The organism is Nonomuraea antimicrobica (genome assembly GCF_039536965.1).
Classification (GTDB): Bacteria; Actinomycetota; Actinomycetes; order Streptosporangiales; family Streptosporangiaceae; genus Nonomuraea; species Nonomuraea antimicrobica.
Map to the genome: position 1 here is coordinate 1 of NZ_BAAAZP010000012.1, position 27,000 is coordinate 27,000.

The 27,000-nt window shown below is 69.0% G+C and carries 17 protein-coding genes; 7 read left to right on the plus strand and 10 right to left on the minus strand.

The annotated features are described in order from the left end of the window. Positions 1-195 precede the first annotated feature (195 nt). Positions 196-1,083 carry a phosphorothioated DNA-binding restriction endonuclease gene (locus ABD844_RS04265; RefSeq protein WP_344873154.1) on the minus strand — a complete coding sequence of 296 codons (888 nt, stop codon included), beginning with the start codon at positions 1,081-1,083 and terminating at the stop codon, positions 196-198. Between the two features lie 177 nt (positions 1,084-1,260). Beyond that, a complete protein-coding gene (locus ABD844_RS04270; protein WP_344873156.1) occupies positions 1,261-3,261 on the minus strand; it encodes a hypothetical protein in 2,001 nt (666 codons plus the stop codon). A gap of 1,050 nt (positions 3,262-4,311) precedes the next feature. Here ABD844_RS04270 and ABD844_RS04275 point away from each other — a divergent pair. From ABD844_RS04275 to ABD844_RS04290, 4 genes are all read left to right on the plus strand, one after another. After that, positions 4,312-5,520 carry an RNA ligase RtcB family protein gene (locus ABD844_RS04275; RefSeq protein WP_344873158.1) on the plus strand — a complete coding sequence of 403 codons (1,209 nt, stop codon included), beginning with the start codon at positions 4,312-4,314 and terminating at the stop codon, positions 5,518-5,520. Then, on the plus strand, positions 5,517-6,140 hold the full coding sequence (prfH, locus tag ABD844_RS04280; RefSeq protein WP_344873160.1) for a peptide chain release factor H: 624 nt from the start codon (positions 5,517-5,519) through the stop codon (positions 6,138-6,140). Before ABD844_RS04275 ends, prfH begins: the two co-directional genes overlap by 4 nt. 100 nt (positions 6,141-6,240) lie before the next feature. Next, a complete protein-coding gene (locus ABD844_RS04285) occupies positions 6,241-6,834 on the plus strand; it encodes a hypothetical protein (RefSeq protein ID WP_344873162.1) in 594 nt (197 codons plus the stop codon). A 455-nt stretch (positions 6,835-7,289) separates the two neighbouring features. Further along, positions 7,290-8,537: an OmpA family protein gene (locus ABD844_RS04290; protein ID WP_344873164.1), complete on the plus strand. Its 1,248-nt coding sequence runs from the start codon at positions 7,290-7,292 to the stop codon at positions 8,535-8,537. Positions 8,538-8,560: 23 nt separating this feature from the next. On the opposite strand, the gene ABD844_RS04295 is transcribed toward ABD844_RS04290, so the two are convergent. Then, a complete protein-coding gene (locus tag ABD844_RS04295) occupies positions 8,561-11,635 on the minus strand; it encodes an AfsR/SARP family transcriptional regulator (RefSeq protein ID WP_344873166.1) in 3,075 nt (1,024 codons plus the stop codon). Between the two features lie 76 nt (positions 11,636-11,711). Between ABD844_RS04295 and ABD844_RS04300 the strand changes: the two genes are divergently transcribed. Beyond that, positions 11,712-13,076, plus strand: coding sequence for an FAD-binding oxidoreductase (locus tag ABD844_RS04300; protein ID WP_344873168.1), 1,365 nt, complete (start codon positions 11,712-11,714; stop codon positions 13,074-13,076). Positions 13,077-13,086: 10 nt separating this feature from the next. On the opposite strand, the gene ABD844_RS04305 is transcribed toward ABD844_RS04300, so the two are convergent. Beyond that, positions 13,087-14,025, minus strand: coding sequence for a zinc-binding dehydrogenase (locus tag ABD844_RS04305; RefSeq protein ID WP_344873170.1), 939 nt, complete (start codon positions 14,023-14,025; stop codon positions 13,087-13,089). Positions 14,026-14,103: 78 nt separating this feature from the next. Between ABD844_RS04305 and ABD844_RS04310 the strand changes: the two genes are divergently transcribed. After that, the gene (locus ABD844_RS04310; RefSeq protein ID WP_344873171.1) at positions 14,104-14,679 is read left to right on the plus strand and encodes a TetR/AcrR family transcriptional regulator; all 576 of its coding nucleotides are present in this window, start codon (positions 14,104-14,106) and stop codon (positions 14,677-14,679) included. A 186-nt stretch (positions 14,680-14,865) separates the two neighbouring features. Here the strand turns inward: ABD844_RS04310 and ABD844_RS04315 are convergent, their stop codons facing one another. Continuing rightward, positions 14,866-16,527, minus strand: coding sequence for a caspase, EACC1-associated type (locus ABD844_RS04315; protein ID WP_344873173.1), 1,662 nt, complete (start codon positions 16,525-16,527; stop codon positions 14,866-14,868). After that, complete coding sequence (locus tag ABD844_RS04320; RefSeq protein WP_344873175.1) at positions 16,524-16,874, minus strand: effector-associated constant component EACC1; 351 nt, start codon at positions 16,872-16,874, stop codon at positions 16,524-16,526. The genes ABD844_RS04315 and ABD844_RS04320 overlap by 4 nt, the downstream gene beginning before the upstream one ends. Positions 16,875-17,214: 340 nt before the next feature. Here ABD844_RS04320 and ABD844_RS04325 point away from each other — a divergent pair, with 340 nt between their 5' ends. Next, positions 17,215-18,261, plus strand: coding sequence for an LLM class flavin-dependent oxidoreductase (locus ABD844_RS04325; RefSeq protein ID WP_344873177.1), 1,047 nt, complete (start codon positions 17,215-17,217; stop codon positions 18,259-18,261). Positions 18,262-18,388: 127 nt separating this feature from the next. Here ABD844_RS04325 and ABD844_RS04330 read toward each other — a convergent pair whose 3' ends face one another. The 4 genes from ABD844_RS04330 to ABD844_RS04345 all read right to left on the minus strand — a co-directional run bounded on the left by ABD844_RS04330 (position 18,389) and on the right by ABD844_RS04345 (position 27,000). Beyond that, complete coding sequence (locus ABD844_RS04330) at positions 18,389-21,115, minus strand: glycosyl hydrolase family 95 catalytic domain-containing protein (RefSeq protein WP_344873179.1); 2,727 nt, start codon at positions 21,113-21,115, stop codon at positions 18,389-18,391. Positions 21,116-21,457: 342 nt separating this feature from the next. Continuing rightward, positions 21,458-23,224: an outer membrane protein assembly factor BamB family protein gene (locus ABD844_RS04335; protein ID WP_344873181.1), complete on the minus strand. Its 1,767-nt coding sequence runs from the start codon at positions 23,222-23,224 to the stop codon at positions 21,458-21,460. 14 nt (positions 23,225-23,238) lie between these two features. Further along, complete coding sequence (locus ABD844_RS04340) at positions 23,239-24,300, minus strand: hypothetical protein (RefSeq protein ID WP_344873183.1); 1,062 nt, start codon at positions 24,298-24,300, stop codon at positions 23,239-23,241. Positions 24,301-24,432: 132 nt separating this feature from the next. Continuing rightward, entirely contained in the window at positions 24,433-27,000 is a 2,568-nt protein-coding gene (locus tag ABD844_RS04345) for a polysaccharide lyase family 8 super-sandwich domain-containing protein (RefSeq protein ID WP_344873185.1), read from the minus strand.

The window sequence follows — 27,000 nt, forward strand, 5'->3', positions numbered from 1 at the left end:
CCATCGCCGTCCTTCAGAACCACCGCGTTGCCCAGGCCGCCTGAGGATGAAAAGGGGTCAGTGTTCCAGGGCCGGCATGCCGGTGACAGTACGCCGCCCTTCCGACAATTTCGGTGTCAGCCGTGCTGACAATCTGCTGGTAGGTCGCGGGATTACGCCAACCCGGCGGTGCGTACAGACCCCATAGCCGATGACTCAGCCGCGGGCGGGCGTGCGGAACACCTGGTGACTGTGCCAGTCGATGTGGTCCTGTTCGACTTCGTCCAGGCCGGGCTGGGGAGGTCGAGCGGGCCGGCCTGCCAGGGCGAGCACCATGTCCAGGGCAGACTGCGAGCGGCCGACGAACCTGGCCGAGACGGTGATGGCGCGCTCTGTGGTCAGTCCGAGGACGCCCTTGTCGAACAGTTTGTGGTGGATCGCGCACAGGCACAGTCCGTTCGCCACGTCGTCGGGCCCGTCGAAGGCCCACCAGCGCACGTGCGCGGCATCGAGGCCCACCGCCGCGCCGTCCAGCCAGCCGTCGTAGGAGCAGAACGCGCAGCAGTACTCGTATGCCATGAGCACCCGGTCGCGGAAGCCCGGGTCACGGCGTGCGGCAGACAGCTTCTTGGTCTCTGCGGCGGTTTCGAGGGTCTCCAGGTCCAGGCCGGCCAGCAGGCACAGGTCGGTGTGCAGGGACGGCGCGAAGTTGGCATCCAGGAGATATCGGGCCATCCGCCCCAGCAGACCGGGTTCCTCCGCCAGCGCGCGGGCCAGGTCGGGATGCAGACGGCCGGTGGCCTCGCTCTCGCGCAGGCGGCCCAGCTCCGGGCCCGGGCTGCCAGGGCCATGGCGGGTGTCGACCAGCCAGAGGCCGTCGTTCGTCAGGTGATGAAAGGGGTAGCCCGGGCTGGTGTCACGGGGCGGACCGTACTCCTTGAGCAGTTTCTTCAGTTCGGCCTCGGCGGCGCTGAACGGGATGGGGCGATTGCCGTGCCGCTGGAAACGGCCCAGGGCGTACAGGAGGAGGAGCGGCTTGTGCGGCGCGCGCTCACCGCCTCTGCTCCAACGCCGGATCTCGGCGACCCGCTCGATCCAGTCCACGATCGGCCAGTGTAGGACGATCTTTCCGGTCTCGGCATACGTATTTCGCGTTGGCCGTCCGCGCCTTGTAGTCGCCCGGTGAGCGATCTTCGGCCAGGCGTCTGTCAGCATCTGGTCACTCGTGAGCTGGATGGCCACCGGGTCACACCGCCAGCGTGTGGCGCAAAAGGATCAGGGTCAGTGCTTGCGCTTCTTCCTGCGGCCTCGGGCTCCCGGCGGCCGAGTGGGGACGAGACGGAGGGGGTGGTGGCGGGTGGTCTTGCGGAGCGGCTCGGCCACCAGCTCGCGTAGCTCCCGCAATCCCACGACATCGGGGTGCCCCGACGCCAGGATCGCCTCCACGAACTCGTACGCGTCCCCGCCCCCCATCCTCTTGAGCTGCTCGACAAGCCCTTCAGGCCCCGCGAGCTCCAGCACCGACAGGAAGTTCTCCGCCCCCATCAGCAGGTTCTCCCGCTCACTCAACGACCCGGGCTTCATCTCCCCGGCATCGATGAGCTGCGTCCACACGGCGGGCCCGAGGACCGGGTCGCGACGCAGGTCATGCAGAAGCCGCCGTTCGGGAAGGGCGTCGGCCAGAACGCGCAGCATCGCCCCCACCCGCGTACGGAACGGGCAATCCCGCACGGCCTGCAACAACATCTCGACGTCATGACCCGGCCAGGCCAGCCACCCCTGGAGCTCCGCGACGGCGTCCTGCGGCGGATAGTGCTGGGCGAGCACCCCGAGCAGCTCGGCCGGCGGGGCGGTGGCCAGCTCGCCGATGAGGGGAGCGTCGCGGCCCTCGGCGAGGAGGCGGTCGCGGACGCCGCGCACGCCGAGCGGAGTGAGGCGGACCAGCGGGAGGTCGGGCTCGGCGAGGGCGGTGCGCAGGCGTTCGACCGCGTCCGGTGGCAAGGGCTGGTCGTCGTGGTCGAGGTCGCTCGCGTAGAGGGGGTCGGCGGGGCCGCGGGTGAGCTCCACGGCCCTGAGGTCGGACAGTACCTCGAACATGCGCCCCAGGTCCCGGGCGGCCTCGCGGCGCCAGAGATCACGCAGGCCCTCTTCTTCCTGGTCAAGAACGAAGTACTCTTGGCAGGCCAGCCACACCGTCTCTTCGAGCCGGGCCACCGGCATCTCGTCCAGCCCGTACATGGAGTTGAGCACGTCCGGCAGGATCTCGTCGAAGATCTCGGCCAGGATGGGCTCGGGCTGCCACGTCGCGGCGGGCACGGTGACCACACGGCCCAGCTCCGGCAGCACCTCGAACGCGCGCCGCCACAGCTCCTGCGGGTCGCGCAGCAGGGGTGCGGCCTTGGCCACGCGGAAGAGCCGGCCCTTGCTGGTGCGGGTCAGGCGCAGCTTCTTGGCCCAGGCGAGCAACAGGTTGAGCTGCGGCAGATCGGTGGCGCTGCGGACGCGCAACTGGTCCTCGCCGGTGCCCAGCAGGGCCGACACCTCGAGGGCGTCGGCGACGCGGAGGTTGCCCGCGTCGGTGAGGGCGCGACCGTCCTTGCCCGCCCAAGCGGCCAGGGTGATGAGACGCTGGACGGTCTGGCTGCGCGCGGCGGCCTCCATCAGCTCGGACGCAGGGGGCAGGGAGACAGGCGGCTGGGGGAAGGCGCGTTCCTCGCTGATGCCGCCGTTCACGAAGCGGTTCTGCATGATCTTGTCGAGCACCTGCTCGTCATACGGAACGCGACCGGCGTCGAGATCGCGTTTGAACCGCTCGAACGCCCCCGGAACGGTGAGATCGACGCCCTGGCCGAGAGCCGTGTGCGCCCAGAACGTCGCCACCCCGCGCAGTGTGGGATCGTCGAGCGCGGCCGCGTACTCCGCCCGCGCGCCGACGATGATCTCTTCCGCCTCCGCGAGCGTGGCGCCGCGCGGGTCGCGCAGGCCCGTGACGTCGAGATAGCGCAGGTACGTGCACAGCACCTCCGGGGCGAGGTCGAGCTCCTGCCGCGAGGCCGTCACCTTGTACGGCACGTACCGCAGCAGGAAGAACCTGATGCGCGCACCGTCCCAGTACGCCAGCCGGCCGTCACGGCTCTCGTGCCGCGCGTCGACGGCGGCGGAGAGCAGCAGGCCATCGACCGGACGCCCGTGCTCCTCCGCCCAGGTCACACACCGCCGGATCAGCAGGTCCTTGGCGGCCTCGAACTCCTCGGCCTCTTCGGGCTCGAACCAGGTACGCACAATCCAAGCCTCCCATCTCTACAGGGTCACCGTCTCGCCTGTCAGACGAGAGTTCCCGGCGGCCCAGGCGACGAGACGGCTGTGCAGGCTCTCGCCGTGCAAGGGGAGGATCGCGGTGCCGTTCCCCATCGTCGAGTTCTACGAGACGGCGACGTGGAAATTTCCTGGTTCCCATGCGCCGCTTCCGGTCGTCGCGGCTGTGCGGTTCGCGGTGTGGGCGGTGAGGGCGCCAAGTCCACAGAGAGCTGCGATTGCGCAGCGTACATAGCGTGCCGCGTCGAACATCGACTCGCCGGCGCTCGACTGCCGCACTCCCGACTGCGCCCAGGCCGACGTGCGTACGCTGGGCGCCGGCTCCGAGTACCACGCAATCCCAGCGCTGGTCCTGGACCGCGCATGGACGGCGCTCCGGGGGTACGCGGTCGAGGTTGCTATTGCTCCAACAGCCCTACCACCAACTCGTCAGCCTCACCCGCATATGACACCTGGACGACCTTACGCAGCTTGACGAAGTTCTTGCTCTTGTCAAGGTCAAGACGGGCAACGCTTGTGGCTTCCAACTGCCCTAATTCGGCGAGGCGTGCGTACGCTTCGTTGCTCGGGTCGTAAAGCGGGGATTCGGAGTTTCCAGAGGTGCTGATCGATGTCCCGTTCGTCCAGGCACAACGGGGCGTTCGGACTTCTCCCTGGTGACAGGCCGTCCTCGACGTTGAACTCTCGTGCCAGGAACGAACAGCGCTCCTTCTCACCCACTTCGAGCACGGAATGCTCACCTGAAGGTCGCGGGGATTCTCAATGAGAATGCACTCAGCCGCCATGGTCTCAGCGGGTCGGACGAAGCGCACCCGTACATCGTTACGTAGGAGGGTGCGTGCGGGCGTGCAAGCCCGTACGGCCGAAAACCACTTGCCTCGCGTGGTGAGCTCAGGGAATGTGGTGTCCATGATGCTCTGACGGACAGCACGCGCTATTTCGAGATGCCACGGCGCCTGCTCGCGCCGTAATGCCGCCCGCCCATACCCTGTTCCGCGAATCAGCGAAGAGAGCGTTTTGTCTCAGCAATACTCCCGGCGGGAGTTCCTGCCGCCATCCACCACGGCCATGGGTACGGCCACCGTCACCGTGTTCGCCTCCCCCACAAGCTGGATCGAGTCCGAGGCCGTCGCGCAATGCCATCAGGTGGCCGCCCTCGACGGCATGATGCACGTCGCCGCCATGCCGGACCTGCACCCCGGCAAGGGCGCCCCCATCGGCGCCGCCATGGCGTCGACCATCTTGTACCCGTTCCTGGTGGGTTCCGACATCGGATGCGGCATCGCCGTCTTCCCCGTCAAGCTCAAGCGCGCCGTACCCGAGAAGCTGGCCGCCCGGTTTCCCGATCTCGATCGCGCGCTGCATCCAGAGCAGGATGCCGACGACCCGGCCTGGGCCGTGGTGAAAAGTGAGATTCCCGCTGGTCATGTCGAGGGCCTTGGGACGGTCGGCCGGGGCAACCACTTCGTTGAGCTGGCGCGGATCGGGACCGTTTTCGAGCCGGAGCACGCGAGCCGTCTCGGACTCGCCGCCGGCGACCTGGTTCTCATCGTCCACAGCGGTTCCCGAGGGCTGGGCGAACGGATCCTGCGGGCGCACACCGAGGTCCACGGCGCGGGCCCGGCCCCTGATCCCGGCGCCTATCTGGCGATGCATGACGACGCCGTACGCTGGGGCTCGCTCAACCGGCGGCTGCTGGCCGCCCGGGTCGCCCATGCTCTGGGGACCGAGCCCACCGAGCCGATCGTCGACCAGTGCCACAACCTGGTCGAGCTCCACGACGGGATCTACCTGCACCGCAAGGGGGCGGCACCGGGTGACGGCCGCGACGTGCTCATCGCCGGTACGCGAGGCACCCCTTCCTACCTCGTGGCCGCCCACGCCGGGCCGGACGCCGGCCATTCCGTGGCGCACGGCGCGGGCCGCAAGATGTCGCGTTCGGACGCGCTGCGCCGGGGGCGGGCCAAGCACACGGTGGAGGAGCTGCGCCGCACACCGGTGGGGTCGCTGGTGGTGTGCGGCGACCGGCAGTTGCTCTTCGAGGAGGCGCCAACGGCCTACAAGCGCATCGAGCAGGTGATCGCCGACCTCGTCGACCATGACCTGGCCACGCCCGTGGCCACCACGATCCCGCTGGTCACGTACAAGACGCCCGACCTCGGATCGGCGCCCCAGAAGGACCGCCCGGAGCACCGGGAGCACCGCCGCAGGCGGGGGCGTCCATGAGCGTCCACCTGCTCCTGTCGGCCGGACGCGGCCCGCAGGAATGCGCCTGGGCATTGGCCCAGCTACTGCACCGCCTGGAAACCGACGCCACCCGGCAGAACCTGGAGACCCATCGCGCTCAGACTGTCCCCGGCGACCGGCCCGGCACCTACCGATCGGTCCTCATCCGCATCACCGGAGCCGCCGCCGACGCGTTCGCCGCCTCGTGGACCGGAACCCTGTGCTGGCAGGCCCCCAGCCCATACCGGACCAGCACCGGCCGGAAGAACTGGTACGTCATCGCCCAGCCATGCCAGGTCGACACCCCGCGCACGACGTTCGCGGAAGCAGACGTCGACATCGTCGCCTGCCGCACCGGCGGCCCCGGCGGTCAACATCGGAACAAGGCCAGCACGGCGGTACGGGCGACCCACCGGCCCACAGGGATCGTCGTCGTGGTCGACACCGAGCGGCAGTTCAGCCTCAACCGCCGCATCGCCATGCGGCTGCTGCGCCAACGCGTCGAACACGGCGACGAGGCGGCAGAGCTCGCCGTCACCACAGCCCGCTGGCGCATCCACGACGAGCTAGTACGCGGCAACCCCACCCGCATCGAACGCCCGATTCGGTCTCCACACTGACTCACGAGTCGGACCGCCACCAGGCGTCTTTGAAAGGCGCCAGGAAGATCTTTTGGTCTTCTCCTGACCGATCGTATGAGCGACCGTCACACTAAAGGCCGTGACGAACGATCTCACGGATGCGCAGAACCGCCTGGTCTCGCTCCGTCAACTCCACCAGGTGGCGGCTCTGCTCAATATGCCGTACCCGGGTGAGACAGTCACCCACGACGATTCTCCGCAATCCAGACAGCAGGCGGCGCTGTACGCCGGCATCGCCGACTGGGCTCGGCTGTCGGCGCAGGCGGCCGAACAACTTGGTAAGTCGAACATTCCCGAGATTACCGACAAATTCGCCTATCTCGTCGAATACACCGACCGGCACGCCAAAGGCTGGCACCAAGCTCCCAGCGAGCAGTCCCATGGGATCACCCTGGGCACCACGGCCGAGACGGTCGCGCAAATCGTACTCCCTCGCTACATCACCCACCTGGCCGAACACCGCTACGAATACGAGCTGTGGCTGGTGGATACGCTGTCCCTGCGTGCGAGCGTGTGGCACGTGGACAGCACCGAGGCGCGCCCCCGTCGCCGCCGCCCCAACTTTCCTTCATCACCGCTCACGCTCAAAGAGGCCGAGGTTCCTCCGCAAGCCGTCGAGATCCGCACGCCCACCCAAATATATCGACTCATAGATCACCAGCTCGCCCTGTAACCGAGAGGGCCGGGCCCTGGAAACGATGATTGCAAGCGAGTAGGGCCTGCCCCAAAGGCAAGTGAGCCCGCCCGTCATTGGCCTTTTCATTTCGACAAGCTCGCCGTTCGGTACGAAGCGATCATCCACATAGCTGCTGCCATCACGGCGATTCCGGACAGCCGCCTTCTGATGGCGTTCGGTGTGGGCGCGGCGTGGAGCCGGGTGCGTGAGACTGCCGTGAGACGTCTGTGGAACGTCGGGCTCGCAGGCTGGACGGCATGGCATTGACTGACAAGAGCCGGAGGACGGCGTACGGTGTGGCGCTTGTGCTTGTCCTCTCCGCTTGCGGACCGCGTGGGCAGGCAGCTCAGTACCCCGACGCGGCCCCGGACCCGGTGGAGCCTCGGGCGGCGAGTCCGTCCCCTCCGCAGACCGCTCCTCCCCCGCAGGCTCGTGGGATCGTGGCCGGTCCCGTGTCGACGGCTTTCGCGGTCGAGGGCAGGGACCTGCGCCTGGTCAGGTCGGGCGAGAAGGAGCTGGCGCTGCAGTTCGAGCTGTACAACGGCACCGGCGAGGAGGTCTCGCTCGGCACGCTGGGTCTGGACGGCCGCGAGCAGTTGATGGCGCTGGTGGACCTGCCCAGGGGTACGGCGTACGGTCTGGTCGGCGGTTCGGGCCCGGACGGACGGATCAGCGAGGACGTCGACGTCGAGCCGGGACAGTCGGCCCCGGTGACGGCGGTCTTCACCGCGCCACCCGAGGAGGCCACCGAGATGCTGGTCGTGGTGAACGGCCTGCTTCCGGTGACCGTACCGATCACGGAGGGTGAGCTGGACGACGATCCGGCCTTGTCGGGCCCGTACGGTGCGGCCCAGGTGGGCCCGCTGGTCTGCAAGACGGAACAAGGCGGACGCGAGAAGTTCCGGCTGCCCAGCGACGTGCTCTTCGAGTTCGGCAGCTCCAAGCTCTCGACCTCGGCCCGATCGAGCATAGAAGGGCTGCGCGAACGGATCTCCGCCGCGTCGGGTTCGGTGACCGTGAACGGGCACACCGACGGGATCGGCACCGACTCCGCCAATCAGATCCTGTCGGAGGAACGCGCCGCGGCCGTCAGGCAGGTGCTCCAGCCGTCCCTCGGCGACGGCTTCACGTATCAGGCGAAGGGGCACGGTGAGAGCGAGCCCGTGGCGCCCAACACCAAGCCCGACGGCAGCGACGACTCCTCCGGGCGGGCGCAGAACAGGCGGGTCGAGGTGCAGGTCGAAGGCGAATCGACCGTGCAGCCCGCGGAGACGGGCGGCGAGCTGTCGGACGCGGGGCTGGTGGCCCGGGTGGAGAGCGTACGCCGGCTGTCGGGTTATCTGCTGGCCAGCGTCAAGATCACGAACTCGGGCTCCGAGCCCGCGCCCCTGCCGTACGAGAACCATTTCACGCCCGACGAGCTCACCACGGGCCAGCTCTCGATCGCAGGACAGAACGAACGGCACGAGCTGTGCGGCTTCGCCGAGCCCACCTACTTCGACTTCATCGGCACGATGAGCTCCGGGTTCGCGCCGGGCAAGCTCGACTCGGTTCCGGGGGGCGCCGAGGTGACGCTGTGGGGGCTGTTCCCCGCACCGGTTCCGGCGGCGGCGGGGCAGGGCTCGACGGGGGCGTCGGTGAAGGTGCAGATCGGCGGGTACGCGGAGCCGCTGGACGCGGAGGTCACCGCAGCCGGTTGAGCGGCCCGGCGGGCGCGGCGGTCTCAGGGTGTGCTGAGGGCGGTGCCCACCTCGGCCAGGCGGGCGGCGTAGCGGGGCCAGCCGAAACCGGAGGCGGCGTAGGCCGAAGCCGTCGACTCCGCCAGTTCCGCCGCCCGCCCCGCGTCCCCCTCCGCGAGCGCCAGCGCCGCCGACACCGACCGCGCGGCGAGCCAGGGAGTGCTGTGCTCGGGCGTATCGGCGTAGACCTCCGCCAGCAGGGCCGCGGCCTCGCTCAGTTCCCCACGCCGGATGAGTACGTCGGCGAGGTCGACGTGCGCCATGTTCGGCCCGGAGCCGTCGGACACGGCGTAGCCGACGGCCACGCGCATGTGTCCCTCCGCCCGGGCCAGGTCCCCCTCCATGACGGCGGCGGCGCCCCTGATCAGCTCGTTCAGCGGGAGGATCTGGCGGTCGTCCAGGCGTTCCGCGTAGTGATCCGACTCGGCGGCGCATGCCACCGCCTCCTGGACGCGTCCCATTCCCAGCAGGGCCTGCGCCTGGTTGCTGAGGCCGCGCGCCAGCCCGTGCTCGTCGCCCTTCTCCAGGTCGAAGGCGTTGGCCATGGCGTAACGTTCGAACGCCCGCTGCGCGTCGCCGCAGAAGAGGTGGAGGGTGCCGAGCGCGTCGGCGAAGGCGGACATCCGCTGCGTGTGGGCGAGCCTTTCCGCCTGCTCCATGCCCTGCAGCAGCGGTGGGAACGCGTCGCGCAGGCGGCCCCGTTCGATCTCCACGATGCCGCGGTAGTACAGGACGTTCATGGTCACGAGGTCGTCCGACGCGATCTCGGCCAGTTGCGCGGCCCTGGTCAGGAACTCGGCCGCCTCGTCGAACCTGCCGACCATCGTGGCCACGAAGGCGTGGTCGCTCAGCGCGGTGGCCTGCTCGGTCGGCGTACTGCCCGGCGCGTCGGTCAGGGCCGAGAAGTGCCGTCGCGCCTCGCCGTACCAGCCGCGGATGAGCCACGGCGTGTGCAGTTCGAGCGCCAGCCGCAGCCCGTCGGCGGCCCTCTCGGTGGACGGGGCCCGTTCCAGCGCTTCCAGGAGGTTCGGCCACTCCGCGAACACGGCCGTCACCTCCTCCGCCGCGGCGAAGTCGCTCGGCTCGCCGATCCGGCGGACGAACGCCAGGCACCAGTCCAGATGGGCCGCCAGCGCGCGCTCCGTCTCACCTGCGGCGGACAGTTCGGCCCAGGCGTAGTCCTTCACGGTCTCCAGCAGCCCGAACCGTCTTCCGCCGCCCGACGCCTCCACGGTGACCAGGCTTCGGTCCGCCAGTTCGGCCAGGGCGGGGGCGACGTCCGCCGTCACCACCATCGCGTGGCCCGTCGCGTCCGGGACGACGTGTTCGGCCGTCTCCAGGTCGAAGCCGCCGCTGAACACCGACACCCGCCGCAGCACCGCCCGCTCGCGTTCGGTGAGCAGGTCGTGGCTCCAGTCGAGCGCGGCACGCAGGCTCGTGTGCCTGCCGCCCGCGTCGCGGCCGCCGCCCACCAGCAGGCGCAGCCGGTCCTCCACCCGGGCGGCCAACTGGGCCACGGTGAGGGTACGGGTGAGACCGGCCGCCAGCTCGATCCCCAGCGGCAGCCGGTCGACGGCGGCGCAGATCGTGGCGACGGCGGCGGGTTCGGCACCGGCCTGGTCGGCGGCACAGCGCTGGGTGAACAGCGTCGCCGCCGCCCCCGCCGCCAGCGGCCCAACCCTGATCAACTGCTCCCCCGCCACCAGTAGCGGGCGCTGCGAGGTGACGAGTACGGCCAGCCCTCGGGTACGGCCCAGCAGCCCGATGACCAGCTCGGCCACCTGGTCGACGAGGTGTTCGGCGTTGTCGAGCAGGAGCAGCCCGCCCTCCAGCCGTGCGGCCAGCTCCGGCACCGGGTCGTCGGACTCCGAGTCCAGCCCAACGGCCGCGGCCACCGCCGCCTGTACCGCGCCTTCCCTGCGTAACGGTGCCAGCTCCACCACCGTCACCGTCCTGACCGCAGCACCGGAACCGGCGGACGCACCGGAGGCACCGGACGTGGTGAACGCGGTGCCCGAGGCCACGGCTCTGGCCGCCTCGATGGCCAGCCGCGACTTCCCGCTGCCTGGCCCGCCCGTCAGCGTGACGAGTCCCGGTCGGCCGAGCCGCTCCAGCAGGGCGGCCAGATCACCGTCCCGACCGACGAAGCTCGTCGCGGGGCCCGGGAGCCGGATCGGCCGCGGACCCGGGTCCGTCGCACTCGCCTGCGGCTCGATCGGGCCCGCCGACGCGCCGGCCCTCTCGCCCTGCGCGACCGGCACCACGCCGCCCAGCAGCAAGGACGGATCCTGGCGGAGGATGCGTAGTTCCAGGGCGGCCGTCTCCGGGACCGGGTCCACGCCGAGCCCGTCGGCCAGCCTGCGGCGTAGCCCGGACAGCCGGTCGAGTGCGTCGGCCTGGCGTCCGGTGCGGTACAGCGCGAGCGCCAGCAGCCCGGACAGCCGTTCGTGCAGCGGGTGGTCGGCGGCCAGTCGTTCCAGCTCCACCACCACCTCGGCCGCCGCGCCCAAGGCCAGGTCGGCGGTGAGCCGCCGGACGAGCAGGTCCAGCCGCCACGCCTCCAGCCGCTCGCCCTCCGCCTCGGCGTAGGGGATCGCCCGCAGGTCGGCCAGGGCCGGCCCGCGCCACAGGCCGAGCGCCCGCGCCGCCGCCGCGCGAGCGTGTTCGTGGTCACCGGCTCTGGCGGCCGCGTGGGCCTGCTCGGCGTCCGACCTGGCCGCGGTGAGGTCGGCGGCGTGCGCGTCGAGCGCGTACCCGCCGGGCTTCCTGACCAGCGGCGACGGACCCCGTTGCGGACGATCGCCATCCTGCTCGGAGCCGGACAGCAGGGCGGCGCGCAGGCGGGAGGCGAGGACCCGCAGACGTTCGGCGGGACGGGCCAGCTCCGCCTCGCCCCACAGGTCCGCGGCCAGCCGTACGTCGGGAACCGCGGAGCCGCCCGCGAGCGCGAGCCGGGCCAGCATGGCGCGCTCCAGGAGACGATCCACCGCGATCGTCGCGTCTCCGGCACGGACGGTGATCGGGCCAAGCACGAGAACGTCGAGGCCGAAGGGGGACATGGAGGAAGTATCGCAGCAGCGACCATGAGATGCCCGTGAAATAGGCGTGCAAGGTCACCCACCCAGGCTCGATGTCATGGAACGAGACATCACAGGCTTGCGTACCGCCGTACAAGGCGAGGTTCTCACCCCGCGCGACGCCGGCTACGAGGACGCGCGGGCCCTGCACAACAGCCTCATCACCCGCCGGCCGGCCGCGATCGTACGGGTCAGCGGCACCGCCGACGTCGTCACCACGCTGGCCTACGCACGAGAGCACGCCCTGGAGGTCAGCGTACGCGGTGGCGGGCACGGCCTGTCCGGACGAGCGCTCGGCGGCGACCTGGTGATCGACCTGTCGGCGCTGCGCGGCGTCACCGTCGACCCGGACGCCCGGACCGCCGTCGTACAGGGCGGCGCGACCTGGGCCGACGTCGACCAGGCCACGCAGGCACACGGGCTGGCCGTGCCCGGCGGGCGGATCAGCCACACCGGCGTCGCGGGGCTCACGCTCGGGGGCGGCGAGGGCTGGCTGTCCGCGAAGCACGGGTTGACCTGCGACAACCTGATCGCGGCCGAGGTGGTGACCGCCGACGGCAGGGTGGTCGTCGCCGACGACCGGAGTGAGCCCGAGCTGATGTGGGCGTTGCGCGGCGGGGGCGGCAACTTCGGCGTGGTCACGGCGTTCACGTTTCGGCTGCACCCGGTGGGGCCGCTCGTGCTCGGCGGCATCATCGGGTACCGGGTGGCCGACGCGCCTGCCGTGCTCGGCGTGCTGGATCGCGTGCACTCCGTCGGGCACGACGCCTTCGCCGGCGCGGCGGTCTTCCTGACGGCGCCTCCTGCCCCGTTCGTGCCGGGGCACGTGGTCGGGCGGCCGATCCTCGCGATCGCGCCCGTCTGGCTCGGCCCTCTGGAGACGGGCGCCGCCGTGGTGCACCCGATCCGCGAGGCGGCCACGCCGCTCTTCGACGCCGCCGGGCCGATGCCGTACCTGGCGCTGCAGTCGATGCTGGACGACGGCGCGCTGCCGGAACGGCGCAACCGGTGGTCGGCGGAGTACGTGCCCGACCTCACGCCACGCCTGATCGCCGACCTCCAGGACGCCGCCATGACCGCGCCGAGCCCGCTGTCACAGGTGATCGTCTCCCCACTGCCGGACGCGGTCAGAACGGCACCGGACTCCGCGTTCCCGAGCCGCGACGGCGGGCGCTGGCTGGTCCACCCGGTGGGCGTCTGGACCGACCCGGACGACGACGACCCCAACTTCGCCTGGGTGGACAAGGTCACGTCCGCGGTACGGGAGCACGAGGTCACCGGCACCTACCTGAACCTGGAGGCGCCCGACGACGACCGGGTGCGCTGGGCGATGGGAGAGACCAGGTACCGCAGGCTGCAGCGGGTGAAGGCCGCCTGGGATCCGGACGACGTGTTCCGGCACTGCGCCCATGTGAGCCCGTAGGATCCCGGGTTCAGCCGGAGCCGGCCGGGTCCCCGGCGACGACGTCGAGTACGGCCTTGCCGGGAACGCGACGACCGAGGAGGGCGGCGATCGCCTCCTCCACCCGGTCCCAGGGACCACGCCAGCCGATCTGCGGATCGAGTTCGCCCTTCTCCAGCAGGCGGATCAGGTAGGCCGACTCCGGCCCGAAGGGGGCGGCCACCGTGAAGGGTTCGACCCGCTTGTGAATGCCTTTCATCCGTTCTTCCTCGAAATCGATGACGGTCGGCTCGCGGGACGCCCATCCGACGGACAGGGCGACACCGCCGTCCTCCAGGATCCCGAACGCCTCGGCCAGCAGCTTGCCGCCCACGTTGTCGAGCACGCCGAACACGGGCTCGGCAGGCATGGCTGGCCCGACCAGAATGTCGCGGGCGCCCAATGCCTGCAGTCCGGCGGCACGTTCGGCACTGCCCACGGAAGCGATCACGTACGCGCCTGCCCGCGCGGCGAGTTGCACGGCGAATCGTCCGACGCCACCCGATGCCCCGGTCACCAGCACCCGGCGGCCGAGCACCGGGCCCAGCCGGCGCACCGCCTGCAGAGCGGTGACACCGGCCGCGGGAAGGGCGCTCGCGGCGGCGAGGTCCACCGAAGGGGACACGACGGCCAGGTTCGCCGTGTCGACGGCCCGCAGTTCGGCCCATCCGCCGGTGCCCGCGAACGAGGTGACGCGCGCGCCCTCCGGCGGCCCCGAGCCGTCGGCGGCGGCCTGGAGCACCGTCCCCGCCGCGTCCTTGCCGAAGACCGCGCCGGGACGGAGTTGCCGGGCGGCGAAGGCGAGTTCGCCGAAGTTCAACGAGGCCGCTTCCACCTTGATCAGCGCCTGGGACTCACGCGGTTGAGGCTCGTCCACCTCACCGAACCGTACGCCGCGTGCGGCGTCGGGATCGTAGATCAGGGCTCGCATCTCGGTTCTCCAATCTGAACTAACCAACTAGTTAAGTGGGGAGCATAACAGACTGAACTAACCAGTTAGAATGTCTCCATGCCGCGCACATCACCCGCTCGCGACCGCCTGCTGAAGGCGGCCCGTGAGCTGTTCTACGCCGAGGGCTACGGCGTCTCGATCGACGCCGTCACCGAACGCGCGAAGGTCGCCAAGCCGACCGTGTACGCGCACTTCAAGTCCAAGGACGAACTCATCGGCACCATGCTCACCGCGGCAGGCGAGGAGTGGTTCACCGAACTGGACGCCGAACTGGACCGGCGCAGCGGCGACCCCCTGGCGCAGCTACTGGCACCGTTCGACCTGCTGGCGGCGAGCCTGCCCGACCCCGCGTATCACGGTTGCATCCTGGTGAACAGCGCTGCGGCCTTCCTCGCCGCCGACCACCCTGCCCATCAGGCTCTGGCCGTACACGACGAGCGCATGCTGGCGCTCTTCGAACGGCTGGCCGCCAACGCGAGCGCCGCACGACCATCCGATCTGGCCCGGCAACTCCTGGTGCTCTACGACGGGGTCAAGACCCGCGGCCTGGTCGACAACACCGGCACCGCAGCCCACGACGCCCGCACAGCAGCGACCGCCCTCCTGCACGCACACGCTGACGCATCTCCGTGAGAGCCGAGATCGTTTCCCACGTGGTGGCAGGCACTTCGTCGCCAGACGCTCAGTGATCTTGGTCCGGCACCAAGGCGCCGAAGCTGGGTAAGGGTCGCCCTGGGTCGCCCTGGGTCGCCCTGGCCAACAGGTCCTACAGCTCTCAACGCGACGCGGCTATGAACGTACTGCTGAAATGCGCCCTAGCTAGTAGTCGAGTTCGTCGCTGAGTTTGCGGTGGCTAAGGGTGTGGTGCTGACGGTGGTATTGAATGTTGGCCCGATCGAGGTCATGTTTCAGCGTGAGCTTGCCGATCAGCTCGCCATCCGTTTGATCTATCACACGGAAATCGTCCTCAATGACGATCGCGCCGTATTTGAACAGGTCTCGATGGTTAGGGCAAAGGCACAACATGTTGGCGTGGTTGTCGGGCCCCAAGTGAGGCTGCTCAAGCCCGCGGATGTGCACAGTGGCGGCAAATCGCAGACCGCCTGGCACTTCGAGCACAGTGCCACATACCTGACAGGCGTGGTCGTAGACGTGCTTGAGCTCGGTTGCTAGCAGCCTGTCCGCATAGACCCCAGGAGCAATCTCTTCCCGACGTCCAGGGGGAAGCTTGCGACTCAGATGGTGTGCTGCGATCTTCTTCGGAGAACCATCATCTATCTGCTCAAGCCGAAACTGAAGCACCGTAGGCCCATCGGTGCCACGTTTGGTCCAGTAATCGGCAACCGTGAAGAGCCCGTCGTAGCTATAGCCGGCCGGTGGCGAGAATCTTTCGTTACCCCCAGATCCACGAATAACCCGAACTGGCAGGCCGGTCATAATACTCTTAATGAGAGCAGCGTTGCCTGAATCGTCCGCCGACTGATCCTTGACCTGCACGCCGGTGTTGGGATCGCGCCCACCATGGCCGGTGTAGATGATCACGTCCCCGTAATCTTCATCATCCTTGTAACCGCCCGAAACGACGATGGACTCCGCGCCACCCCGCTCAGCAGTGCCACAGATGCCTGCCTGAAGCGGCCGGTGCACACCCGCGTCGTGCAACGCCCGACGGTTATCGAAGATGGTCCCCGACTGGATCCCTTGGATAGGGCCGTAGAACTCTTTGACCTCGAAACGCTTCTGGCTCTTATGTGCACGGTTACGCACCAGCGTGATTTGCGCGGCAAAGTTGGACTCACGCTTTTGCGGAACAGGGAGACCTTTTTCTCGGAGCGAAGCGCGCGCGTGCTGAAAGATTGTGTCCAGCTCTAGAAATTCAGGCTGCTCTGGAATCCCATCACGGATGAGCTGGATCAGCTCACCAGTAAAAGCCGTATAGGTATCTAGGCCACCAAGCGCGGTGTTGTTCTCGGCGGTCGCCGTCATCAGGAATGTGCCAGCGACGCGGGCGCTGTTCGCAACGCGGTCCGTAGGATCCTCGGCACTCATCAGACTGAGCGCGAGCCCGCTGTAGCAGCAGTCAAGGATGACGATCTTGCGTCGCGCCAAACTCGACCGAATCTCATTTCGTACGGTGTCGTAGGCCACCGCGCTGTACATGCGATCTTTGTGCGAGTCGACCAGCGTGAGGTACAGATCACTCTCCACGGAATGCATCAATCCATGGCCAGCGAAGTACACAATGAGGGTATCTTTAGCCTCTTCCCGAGCCTGCCACAACGGATCCATCATGGCGTCTATGGAGGTGGGATTATGGACAATCGTGCAGTGCTCTGCCGGCAGGCCCCACAGGTCAGATCGCTGCAGGAGCTTACTCAACTCCTGCAGGTTGTTTTCCACGGCAGGAAGAGAGCTGAGATGAGTGTACTCACTCGTGCCAATCAGTACGGCACGTGACGTTAATGGGTCAGGCAGGCTCACTCGTGATCCTTTATCGCCTCGATGATCCGAATGACGAGTTCCGACTCCGCCGCAGATACCACGACGGTGGTCTTCCCACGCTCAATGGTCACCTGTGGAAGATGACGCCGCGTGCCACGCCACCGCGATAGTGTCTCGATGAATGCCGGCCACTGCAAGGAGCTAGTCACAACCAGGGAAATGAGATCGAGTGTGTCACCCATCTCACCGGGTTCTGGATCCTTTGATTGTAGGCGAACATCCATATAGTCAAGTGCATCAAGGTCTCTCATCAGCCACTCGTAGAGCGACCGAAGCTCTTGCTCAGCAAAATCTCCACCCATGCGAAGTTTGACCGTTTCAGACACCGCAATACCCACCAATCCCGCTACGAATCCGCATGGGGGATGCTACCGCCACCGACCCCAACATGCGCATCCAAACACCAGGAAACGGACACCCCGTGAGGCCCACCCGTGACCAGCATTCATCCACCGACAATCGTGCGCGCACAAGCACACAAAGGGAAGGTCGATCCGCGACGATTTCCTTAGGTGATGGCCCAGCAAGCTGCACATACGGGCCTGACGGTGAGCGGCCTCACGCTCGGAGCGCACTCCAAGTAGCAGGCGGCAGGTGTGGGGGCTTGGCATGTTGGGGTTGAGTGGAGGGGTGTTTCGCGGGGTGGCGTGATCGGGGAGGGTGGGTATGCGTGGGTGCCTGGAGGCTGATGTACGCGTTTCGGTGCTGGACACCTCGCCCATCGTGCAGGGGTCCACGCCGAGGCAAGCGTTGAACGACACGGTGGATCTCGCCGTGCTGGCCGATGCGCTGGGTTATCACCGCTATTGGGTGCCTGAGCATCACGGGATGCGGGGCGTCGCCAGCTCTGCCCCGGCTGTCCTCGTCGGCCATCTCGCGAACGCCACCAGGCGCCTGCGCGTCGGGGCGGGTGGGGTGCTGCTGCCCAGCCACGCTCCGATCGTGGTGGCCGAGCAGTTCGGTACGCTCGCCGCGCTCCACCCGGGACGGATCGACCTCGGGCTCGGGCGCGCGCCGGGCGGGTCGCGGTCGGCCGCGGACGCGGTGCGGCCCGAGGGGGAACGGACCGCGAAGAGCTTTCGTCAGCAGCTCGACGAGTTGCTGGCCTACCTCTGCCCGTCCCCGGACGCGCCGGTCAAGGCGATTCCCGTGCTCGGTGGGAACGCCCCGCCGGTCTGGGTGCTCGGCACCTCGGTCACCAGTGCCGAGCTCGCCGGTGAGCTGGGCCTGCCCTACGCCTTCGCCCACCACCTCAACGCGGCGGCGGCGGCGGACGCCATGCGCGCCTACCGGGAGCGGTTCCGTCCGTCGGAGCGTGCCGCGACACCGACGGCGCTGGTCAGCGTGTCGGTCATCGCCGCGGACGACGACGGACGCGCCGAATGGCTCGCCGGGTCCACCCGGTTGAAGGTGCTCAGCCGCGTACGGGGGAAGCGCATCCTGCTGCCGAGCCCCGAGGACGCGGCGGCCTATCACTACACGGACGACGACCGCGCCGACATCGCCGCCCGGGCCGGTAGCGTGCTCGTCGGAGGTCCGGCCACGGTGGTGGGGCGGCTGCAGGCGGTGCTCGACGAGACCGGGGCCGATGAGCTCATGGTCACCACGCCGGTGTTCCATCACGCAGATCGCCGCCGGTCCTACGAGCTGGTCGCCTCTGTCGCCGAACGGCTCCGTCCCGGTGCGCGGCGCGGGAGCGGCCTCGTCGGCTGATGTCCTGCGGTCAGCGGCCGGAGTGAGGGTGATCGGGCTGAAGCGGGTCATCCGGGCCGTCGGCCGGCGCAGTGCGCGGGCACCGCGCCGGCTCGCTCGCAGGTCGTCTTGTGGGACGGTGGGCTGGTCAGTTGGTGATGAGGTCGAAGGACTCCCAAGGGCCGATGGCGTCGCGGTTGGCGATGAGTGGTGCGGCGCCCGCGTTGTCGGCGCAGACGTACTTGCCGTTGACCTGGGCTCTGAGGCTGATCGTGCCGTCGGGGTTGTTGATCTGCTGGAAGGTCTCCCAGGGGCCGATGGCGTCCCGGTTGGCGATCAGCGGTTGCACCCCGGCGGCTTCGGCGGCCACGTACTTGCCGTTGATCCGCGCTCTCAGGGCGATGTTGCCGTTGCCCAGGTCGACGCGGTCGAACTGCTCCCACGTGCCGGCCGTCGGACGGTTGGCGATCAGCGGCTGGGCGCCGGCGTTCGCCGCGGACACGTACGAGTTGTTGGCGCGCGAGCGCAGGCTGATCGTGCCCGACGGCGCTGAACCGGTCGGCAGGCCCAGGGTGGAGGCGGTGCCGCTCAGGGACTTCACGCCCTGGTTGGCGCTGCCGGTGAGCCGGGTGGTGGCGTAGGAGCTGAGCGGTTTGGCGGTGCGCTCCACCACGTAGACCGATCCTGCGGCGGTGGCGAAGCCGATCTCCGCGTTCGAGCTCGTCGTGATGATCGCGTTGTCGGACGTACGCCGGACGCGTACCTGCTGGGTGCCCCACGGGTTGACCACGGTGGCCTGCTTGCCGTGGACGCTCTTCACCCCGACGTACTTGACCTCCCCGGCCTCACGCTCGGAGCTGACCAGGAACCCGTCCTTGGCCAGCAGCGTGAACTTGCCGACGAACGAGGAGTGGCCCGGCACCGCGGGGAACACCCGGATCTTGCCGTTGTAGCTCTGCAGGAGCGACTCGTTGAGCGCCGTGAGGTGCACGCCGAGGTACTCGAAGACGCCGTTGGTGTTGTTCGTGAAGCCGTTCGGGTAGTTCTGGTACTTCTGCAGCATGGTCTTCATGCCGTTGTACGCCTGGTCGCCGAGGCCCAGCCGGGCGGCCTGCACGGCGTCGTTGGACCACACGTTGCCGTAGGGGAAGGGCCGCTGGTTCCAGGTGTTGACCGCGGTCTGCTGGTCGGGGTAGCCGATGCCGGTCACCTCGTACGGCCAGATCAGCTCGGCGGAGACGTTCTCGTTGTTCCTGGTCTGGGAGATCGGCGGCTGGTGGGGCTGGTAGGCGCCGTTCGAGACCACGTAGGGCACCAGGCGGTCGAGCACGTTCTGCCAGGTCGACCGCAGCCCCGCGTCCACGCCGAGCTGCTGGCTGACCTGGATCGCCAGCGGGAACATGCTGCGCACGGCGGCCAGGTCGGTGATCGCGTTTCGGACGTTCCAGTACGTCTCGTGGGAGTGGGAGTTGGCCATGTAGTACGTGTTCGTGGCGGCGTCGTGGGACAGCATGGCCGAGTAGAACTTGGCGGTCTCGCGCATGTACGGGTAGGCCACGTCGCGCAGGTAGGCGGCGTCGTCGGTGTACCGGTAGCGCATGTACATGCTGTAGGCGGCCTCGTAGCCGGTGGACAGGATGTTGTTGGTGTAGTCGCTGTTGACCGTGCCGCGCGCGTTGCCGTCCCAGCCCATCGTCTCCGGCACCCACAGGCCGTCCACGCCGTAGCGCGTCTGGGTGTACGCCTTCAGCGCGGTGTAGTTCCGGCTGTACAGGTTGTTGTGCCGGTCGGTCAGCTCGGGATGGTTGGAGGCGAGGAACGACAGGTAGACGTCGCGCTGGTTCCAGTACCAGTACGCGTTGCTCCACTTGGTGTTGTCCTGCGTCGCGCGGAAGACGCCGTTGATGAAGTGGAACGGGTAGTTGCCGAACCCGCCGGCGGCGACCAGGTACGTGGACAGGTAGTACACGTTCTCCAGGTAGTCGGCGTCGCCGGACAGACCCGAATACTGCACGAACGACCTGGCCCAGAAGGAGTGCCACCAGTTGCGGTAGTTGTTGAGCGTGGTGGCGTACCCGGTGGACTTCACGGAGGCGAGCTGGTTGCGGGCCTGCGTGACGGAGTCCCGGTTCGGCGCGTTGACCCGGCTGGCCGCGGTGAACCAGATCGTGTAGCTGGAGGTCGGCGTGATGGTGAGCCGCACCGTGCGGGAGTCGACCACCTGTGTGGTGTAGTTCGCGCCTTCGACCGTGGCGGCCAGCGTGTAGCCGAACCCGTTGGCGTCGCTCTGTCCCCGGCTCAGCCCGGCGGCGTTCGCGTCGGCGAAGGTGGAGACGGTCTTCCAGGTGTTCAGGTCGGGCACGTCGCCGCTGTTGGGCAGGTTGGCGGTGTCCCACATGCTGAGGTTCAGCGCGACGCTGGAGACTCCGCTGCGGCCGTCCTCGACGTGGATGCCCATCACCTCGGAGTTCGGCGAGCCCATGACGGTGACGGTGCGGTTGGAGTCGTACTTGGTGGTGAGGGTGCCGTCGTAGAGGGACAGCCGCTGCTGGAAGGTGGTGTACCCGCTGTCCATGGCAGGGCTGGTGGCCAGGTTGACCAGCCCCGCCGCGAACGCGGACTGCTGGGACAGGTCCACCCCGGAGGTCTGCATCGTCAGCCCGTTCTGACTCCAGACCATCGCTCCGGTACGGCCGTTGCCCACGGTCATGCCGTACAGCGGGTTGGTGTTGGGCCGGTTGTAGACGATGTCGTGCTTGGACAGGTAGCCCGCGTAGTCGACGCCGAGCGTTCCCGCGGACTGGTCGAACGCGGCGTCGGTCGGCGCGGCCTGCGCGGGCGTTCCGGACAGCACCGCACCGACAAGCGCCAGCAAGGGAAAGGAGCGTAACAACCTCTTCACCATGCTCACCTTTGGGGGGTTAGGAGTGGCATGTCACGCGCAGTTAACATTGGATGTTTCTGCCGGTCAAGAGGCAATCAATAGCAAAGAAACCTACAAAATCCGCCAAGATTCCCCAGGTACGGCCTGCTAACAGCGAGGTTATCCCGGAGAGGGCGCCTAGCCGCCTGACGCAAAGGGCCCGAACAGTGATCGGAGGTCTGTCCATCTCGCGGATCGACTCGGTCATCCCGGCTGGGGTGGAAGAGCCGTAGTCACGGCCGCCGACCGCCGCCACCGGCTTCCTGGCGCGTGAACGCGCGTCCCCCGGCAGCCTCAGGTGAGGCCGACGACCGTGGTGCCGTCCTTGTAGGCGACCACGACCGCGTCCGAGACCGGCAGCAGGTACAGCTTCCGCGACTCGAAAGCGTTGGTCCGGTCGTAGCCCATGTCGAAGGAGAGGTTCGTCGGCCGGGTCCCGCCCCAGCCGGCCATGCTGGTCTCGATGGTCACCGTGTCCTCCTTGACCGTTTTGGTCACCGGCCTGGCCGCGAGCAGGCCGTCTTCGAGGCGTAGCGCCTCCCAAGAATCGCTTTCCAGCGCCGGCTCGGCCGTCTTCGGCTCACCGCCGTCGTACGGCGTCCAGCGGTACCGCTCCCACACGTGCTCGAACGACCTGGTCAGGTAGCCGTCCGTGGTGAGCGCCGCCGGCGCGTCCCCGTACGAGTCGGTCGACCCCAGGTCCTCCCCGTGCTCCTGCGTCAGGACCACCTCCTTGGAGGCGTTCTCGTCGTCGTCCTCGAAGGTCAGCCACAGGACGCTGCCGTCCTGCGCGCGCTCGACCTCGATGTCGGGTGTGTCGTAGGGCCACGGCCACTCATAGCGCCACACCTCGTCCCCGCTCCGTGGGTCCAGGGCGATCACCCCGACGCCCTGGTCGCAGAACACCGGCAGGGCGATCACGTCACGGAGGTTCACATGCCAGGACTCTGACCCGGAGGAGCGCGCTGAGACAGGGCGGCATTCGTAGGGCAGGCGGTACGACCAGGCGGCCTCCCCGATGTCCCGCAGGTCCCATCCGACCACCGTCCCGTCGTCGGCGTAGGCCGTGGCGAAGCCGTACGAGGTCATGGCGGCGTTCAGGAGCAGCCCGCGGGCCTGCTCGGAGATGACCCCGCCGGTGTGGGCGTCCATCAGCACCGTCCGGTCCCTGACCTCCTGCATGCTGCTCCCCCTGGCGAACTCCACCGCGACCATGTCGCCGTCCGGGGCGGCCAGGAGCCGCACGGCCGCCGCTCCGGGACGGCGGTAGTGCCAGCGTTCGCGACCCGTGACGGAGTCCAGGGCCACCACGCCGTCGGACAGGCGCACGACCACATGCCCGCCCGCGGCCACCGCATGCCGGACCGTGCCGCCGTTCGGTGGGCGCCACTGCCAGGCGATCTTGCTCACCGAGGCGGGAGTGGCGTTCTCCGGGGCGGGGTCTGGGCCCGTCCTGGAGGGATCGGTGGCCACCGCGGTGGTGGCCTCGACCGGCAGCGTCTCGGCGGCCAGCAGGCCCGCCTGCGCCACGGCCGCCACGGTGAGCAGCCCCGCGCACAGGCTCGTCAGGGACCGGGCGGTCAGGCCGACCGCGCCCTTGCCCAGCGCGGCGAGCCCGGCCGCGGCGAACGTCAGGCCGAGGCCGAACAGGACATCACCGGGCTCCGGCAGCCCGCCCATGAAGCCGCGTTGCAGACGGACCAGGCCGTACAGGGCGAACGGGCACACGACCAGCACCGCCAGGACGACCCACACACGTACGCTGTACACCGCGTCCGGGACGGCACGCGGGTGCTCCTCGGAAAGGGCGGCCATGCGAGCGAGCCTGACCGCCGCGAACACCGGCGCCGCCAGCAACCCGGCCGCCAGGAGGAGCATGACGTTCATCCCGGTCGACGGCTCCTCGACCAACGACCAACGCAGGGCGTGACCCCACCCGGCCACCGCCGCACCCGCGATCAGGAGCCCCGCGCCGAACCAACCCCAGCGCATGCCCGCCGCCCGGTGCTCCGGAGGCTGTCCGGAAAGGGCCTCGTCGGGATCGCTGTCGGGGTGCGTCATGAAGAGCTCCCACCTCATGCGGCGGCGGCGTCGCACTGCCGCTTCCGTCGCGGATCGGCGTCGCAGGCGGGGATCTCGTCCCCGCCCGCGACGACCAGCCGCCGGTCGCCGAGCGGTTCGCCGAGCGTGATGCCCACTCGTCGCGGAATGGTCAGGTACTCGTAGCGGTTCGTGCACTTCTCGGTAAGACGTACACCGCCGCCACGACTCGACTCCTCGAAGAGGCTGACCGTCACCTCACGAGCCTTCTCCTCGACCGCGTCGTCGACAGAGCCGCGGTCAGCGCACGGCGACAACGAGTAGACGATCACCAGGCGGCTGTCGTCGACGTCGCCGTTGCTGTCGACGTAGGGCCGGTAGCCGATGATGCGCCCGGAGAGCCGATCCGACTCGGGCTTCAGCCCGAGTCGGCGGGCCTCGCCGTTGCCGATCCTCGAAGCGCGTGCCAGGGCGACCACGTCACAGGCTTTCGCGCGCTCCGGGTCGGCCTCGCACCTGGGGATCTCGGTGCCGTCCCAGGTGGTGACCCGCCGGCCGCTGATCGGTGCGTCGAGCACGAGAGGGCTGGTCGCGGGCACGGACACGTCGGCCAGGCCACCCCGGCATTCGAGGTCCTCCACGATGCGCACCCTGATCCGGGTCCCGTTCTCATCGGACTTCTTCTGCAGGAGACCCGCGCACGTCGAGACCTTGAAGACGACGCGCACGTCCCCCGTGTCGGGGTCGGCGCGGTAGCCGACGATGTGGCCGGTGTGCTGGTCCGAGCCCGGTTCGACGCCCAGCTCCCGCGCGTCGCCGCTCTTGATCAGTTTTTCCGTCTCCTCGTCGCGTTCCGCCTGCTCCGCGGCGTCCTCCCGCTGCTTTTCCGCCAGGCGCCACGCGGGGTCGTACGTGACCGCGTCCCGATACAGGAACATCCCCGCGGCCAGGACGACCAGCGCCGTGATCGACCACAACCGGGCGGAGCCGAGAGGGAGACGCCTCCAGACGAACAGCTTCTGGCCGAACTCAGGACTGATCGCGGACGTGACGAGGGCGATCACCAGAACGATGATGATCAGCCACAACAGAACCATGAAACCCACGCTTCGTACGGGAGCCAACGCCGGAAGCGGGCATCGTAGCCCCGAGGGCTGGAAGGGCGCTGAAACGGGAGGTGAGCACCCCTGTCAGCCCGCGACCGACCGGCTCTCCGGGTTGACGTCCGTTCAGCGGAGGGTGGCGGTGAAGGTGCGGCCGTAGGCGTGGCGGGTGGTCGCCTGGATGAGGACGCCCCCCGGTACGCGCCGCACCGTCACCCCCTCGTCGGCCGTCTCCAGCCTGAGCCGCGGACCGTGCAGCACGACATCGACGCGGTCGCGCCGCATCGTGGGATCGGACACGGCGACGACCGTACGCTCTCCCGACCTGACGATGACCGAGGCCGGCCCGTCGACCAGCAGCCGACCGGCGTGGCGGGGGCCGTCGGTGAAGACGTTGGCGGCCACGAGCCCGAGCGCCTTGTGCTCGATCGCCTGCACGTGCCGGTTGTTGACCAGGACGGACAGCGGGCCCCGAGCGTAGGCGCGCAGGCGGGCCTCGGTCGCGTTCGGCACCAGGGCGTAGGCCAGGGCGGCGGCGCCACCGGTGGCGGGGTGGGCGATCGAGGCGGTGAAGACGTTCTTGGTCACGCTGGTGTCGGGGTTCGACGTACGCACGACCCGGCGGCTGCGCGTCACCGTCTCCAGCCCGGCCGTCACCGGCTGCCTGGTGAGGAAGGCGTAGCCGATCGCGGTACGGCGGGTGCCGTTGGCATAGCGCAGCCAGCGCGGCGGCGCGGTGTCACCGGCCCGCCAGGCCCCGCCGTCCCAGCCCTCGCCGGTGAGCGCGACCGCGTCGGCGAGGGCTGCGATGCGGCTGTCGACGGTGGTCACCGCGGCGCGGCCGCCCTGCCCGGAGACGTCCGCGGCGAGCACCACGATCTCGTCGTCGAGCATGAACCAGGACTTGGTCGCGCGGGCGTTGCGGTAGGCGACGAAGTCGTCGGGCAGGAGGCCGGCCTGCTTGGCGGTGTAGGCGGCGTCGTCGGACTGCACCATCCCGGCCACGCCGTACGCGCCCAGCGTGGCGCCGCCGGAGAAGGCGTTGCCCGCGCGCGGGAAGTACACGTAGGTGTTCTGGGACTCGGAGGAGGAGGTGAAGTTGAGCGGGTGGTCGGGGTTGTCGTACCAGAACCGGCCGTACAGGTCGGGCACCGTCCGCCGCTCCTCCACCGGCGCGGTGATCCCGGCCAGCCGGTACGGCGAGACGGCCGTGTAGTAGTCGACGCCGAAGACCTCGCGCTGGTCCTCGCCCGCCAGGTAGAGGTAGTAGGCGCCGTCGCCCTGGAACCAGGGCATGAGGTTCTCGCCGTTCATGTACTCGTACTTGCTGATCCGCTCCGAGCTGCGCGCCAGGGCGAAGGCGTAGCCGGGGCGGCGGTGCACGGTCTTGTCCATGGCGTTGTACGCCACGCTGCGCTCGGGCGCGTTGAGGTCGGCGGCCGGTACGGCGGAGTCGGCACGGATGGCCGCGTACCGGGCGATGCTGACCGGGGAGACGAAGGCGGCGGTGTCGGCGGCCGGCAGGAACCTGACGTACTTCCTCAGCGCGAGCGCCTCGGCGGCCCCGACGTGGTCGGCCAGGTCGGCGATGGCCTCCACGATCACCCCGACGTCGGCGTAGCCGGTGACGGTACGCGAGACCGCCCGCCCCTTGACGATCTCCATCATCCAGCCCTCGAAGATCAGGGGGGCGAAGCCGTCGGCGATCCAGCGGTACACCACGGCGGGCAGGTCCTCCGCGGCCGTGCCGCTCGCAGCGCCGCTCGCCGTTCCGCTCGTCGCGCCCTGGAGCGTCTTGAGGGTCTGGACGACGCGCGTCAGCAGGAGGCGTCCGTACGAGCCGGTGTAGGCGACCGAGTGGTGCTGGATGAAGGAGCCGTCGCGGTAGTAGCCGTCGGTGACGCCGTGCTGGAGGTCGTACGGGTCGATGGTGGCGAAGACGGTGGCCTGGTCGGAGATGGCCTTGGTGACGCGGGAGTCGTCGCCGGTGAGCGCGCCCTGAAGGATGCGGTTGGCGGCGATGTCGGCCAGGTTCGCGCCGGTGTGGAAGCGCGAGTCGAGGTCCACGTCGCCGTTCTTGCCGTTGCGCAGGTAGGCGTCCATGGAGGCCAGGTAGGGCGCGGTCAGCCCTTCGCGTAACTGCTCGGCCAGCAGGACGAGCGTCCTGCTCACGTGGGTGGGGATGCCGATCTCCCAGGTGTGCCAGTTTCCGTAGTAACCGGCCTGCTGGTCCCCGAAGTAGCGCTCGTGCAGCCACAGCAGGCCGTCGGCCACCCTGCGCTGGACGGTCGCGTCGTCGATCAGCCCGCTGCCCGGTGTGCGGGTGGCGAGCGCGATCTCGTACAGGTACTGGTAGGCCAGGCGCAGGTTGGCGTCGTCGGTGCCGAGCCGCAGCCCGGCGAACAACTCGCCGTCGCCCGCCCGGTCCATGGCGGTCAGCCGCTGCCCGGCGGTGGCGACGATGGCCGCGAGCTTGGCGGCGACCTCGGGACGGGCGTTGACCTCGGGGGTGCCCGCGAGCATCGAGACGGTGTTGGCGAGCAGCCGCGCGTGGTCGATCCCCGCCGCGGCGCGCGAGGGGGTGGCCACGGTGAGCAGACCGGCGGCGGGGAGCAGGGAGAGAACCTGGCGACGGGACATGTGCGGCACGGCGGGCTCCAGGCCGTTGGAGGATATGCCGCGCTCACCATACAT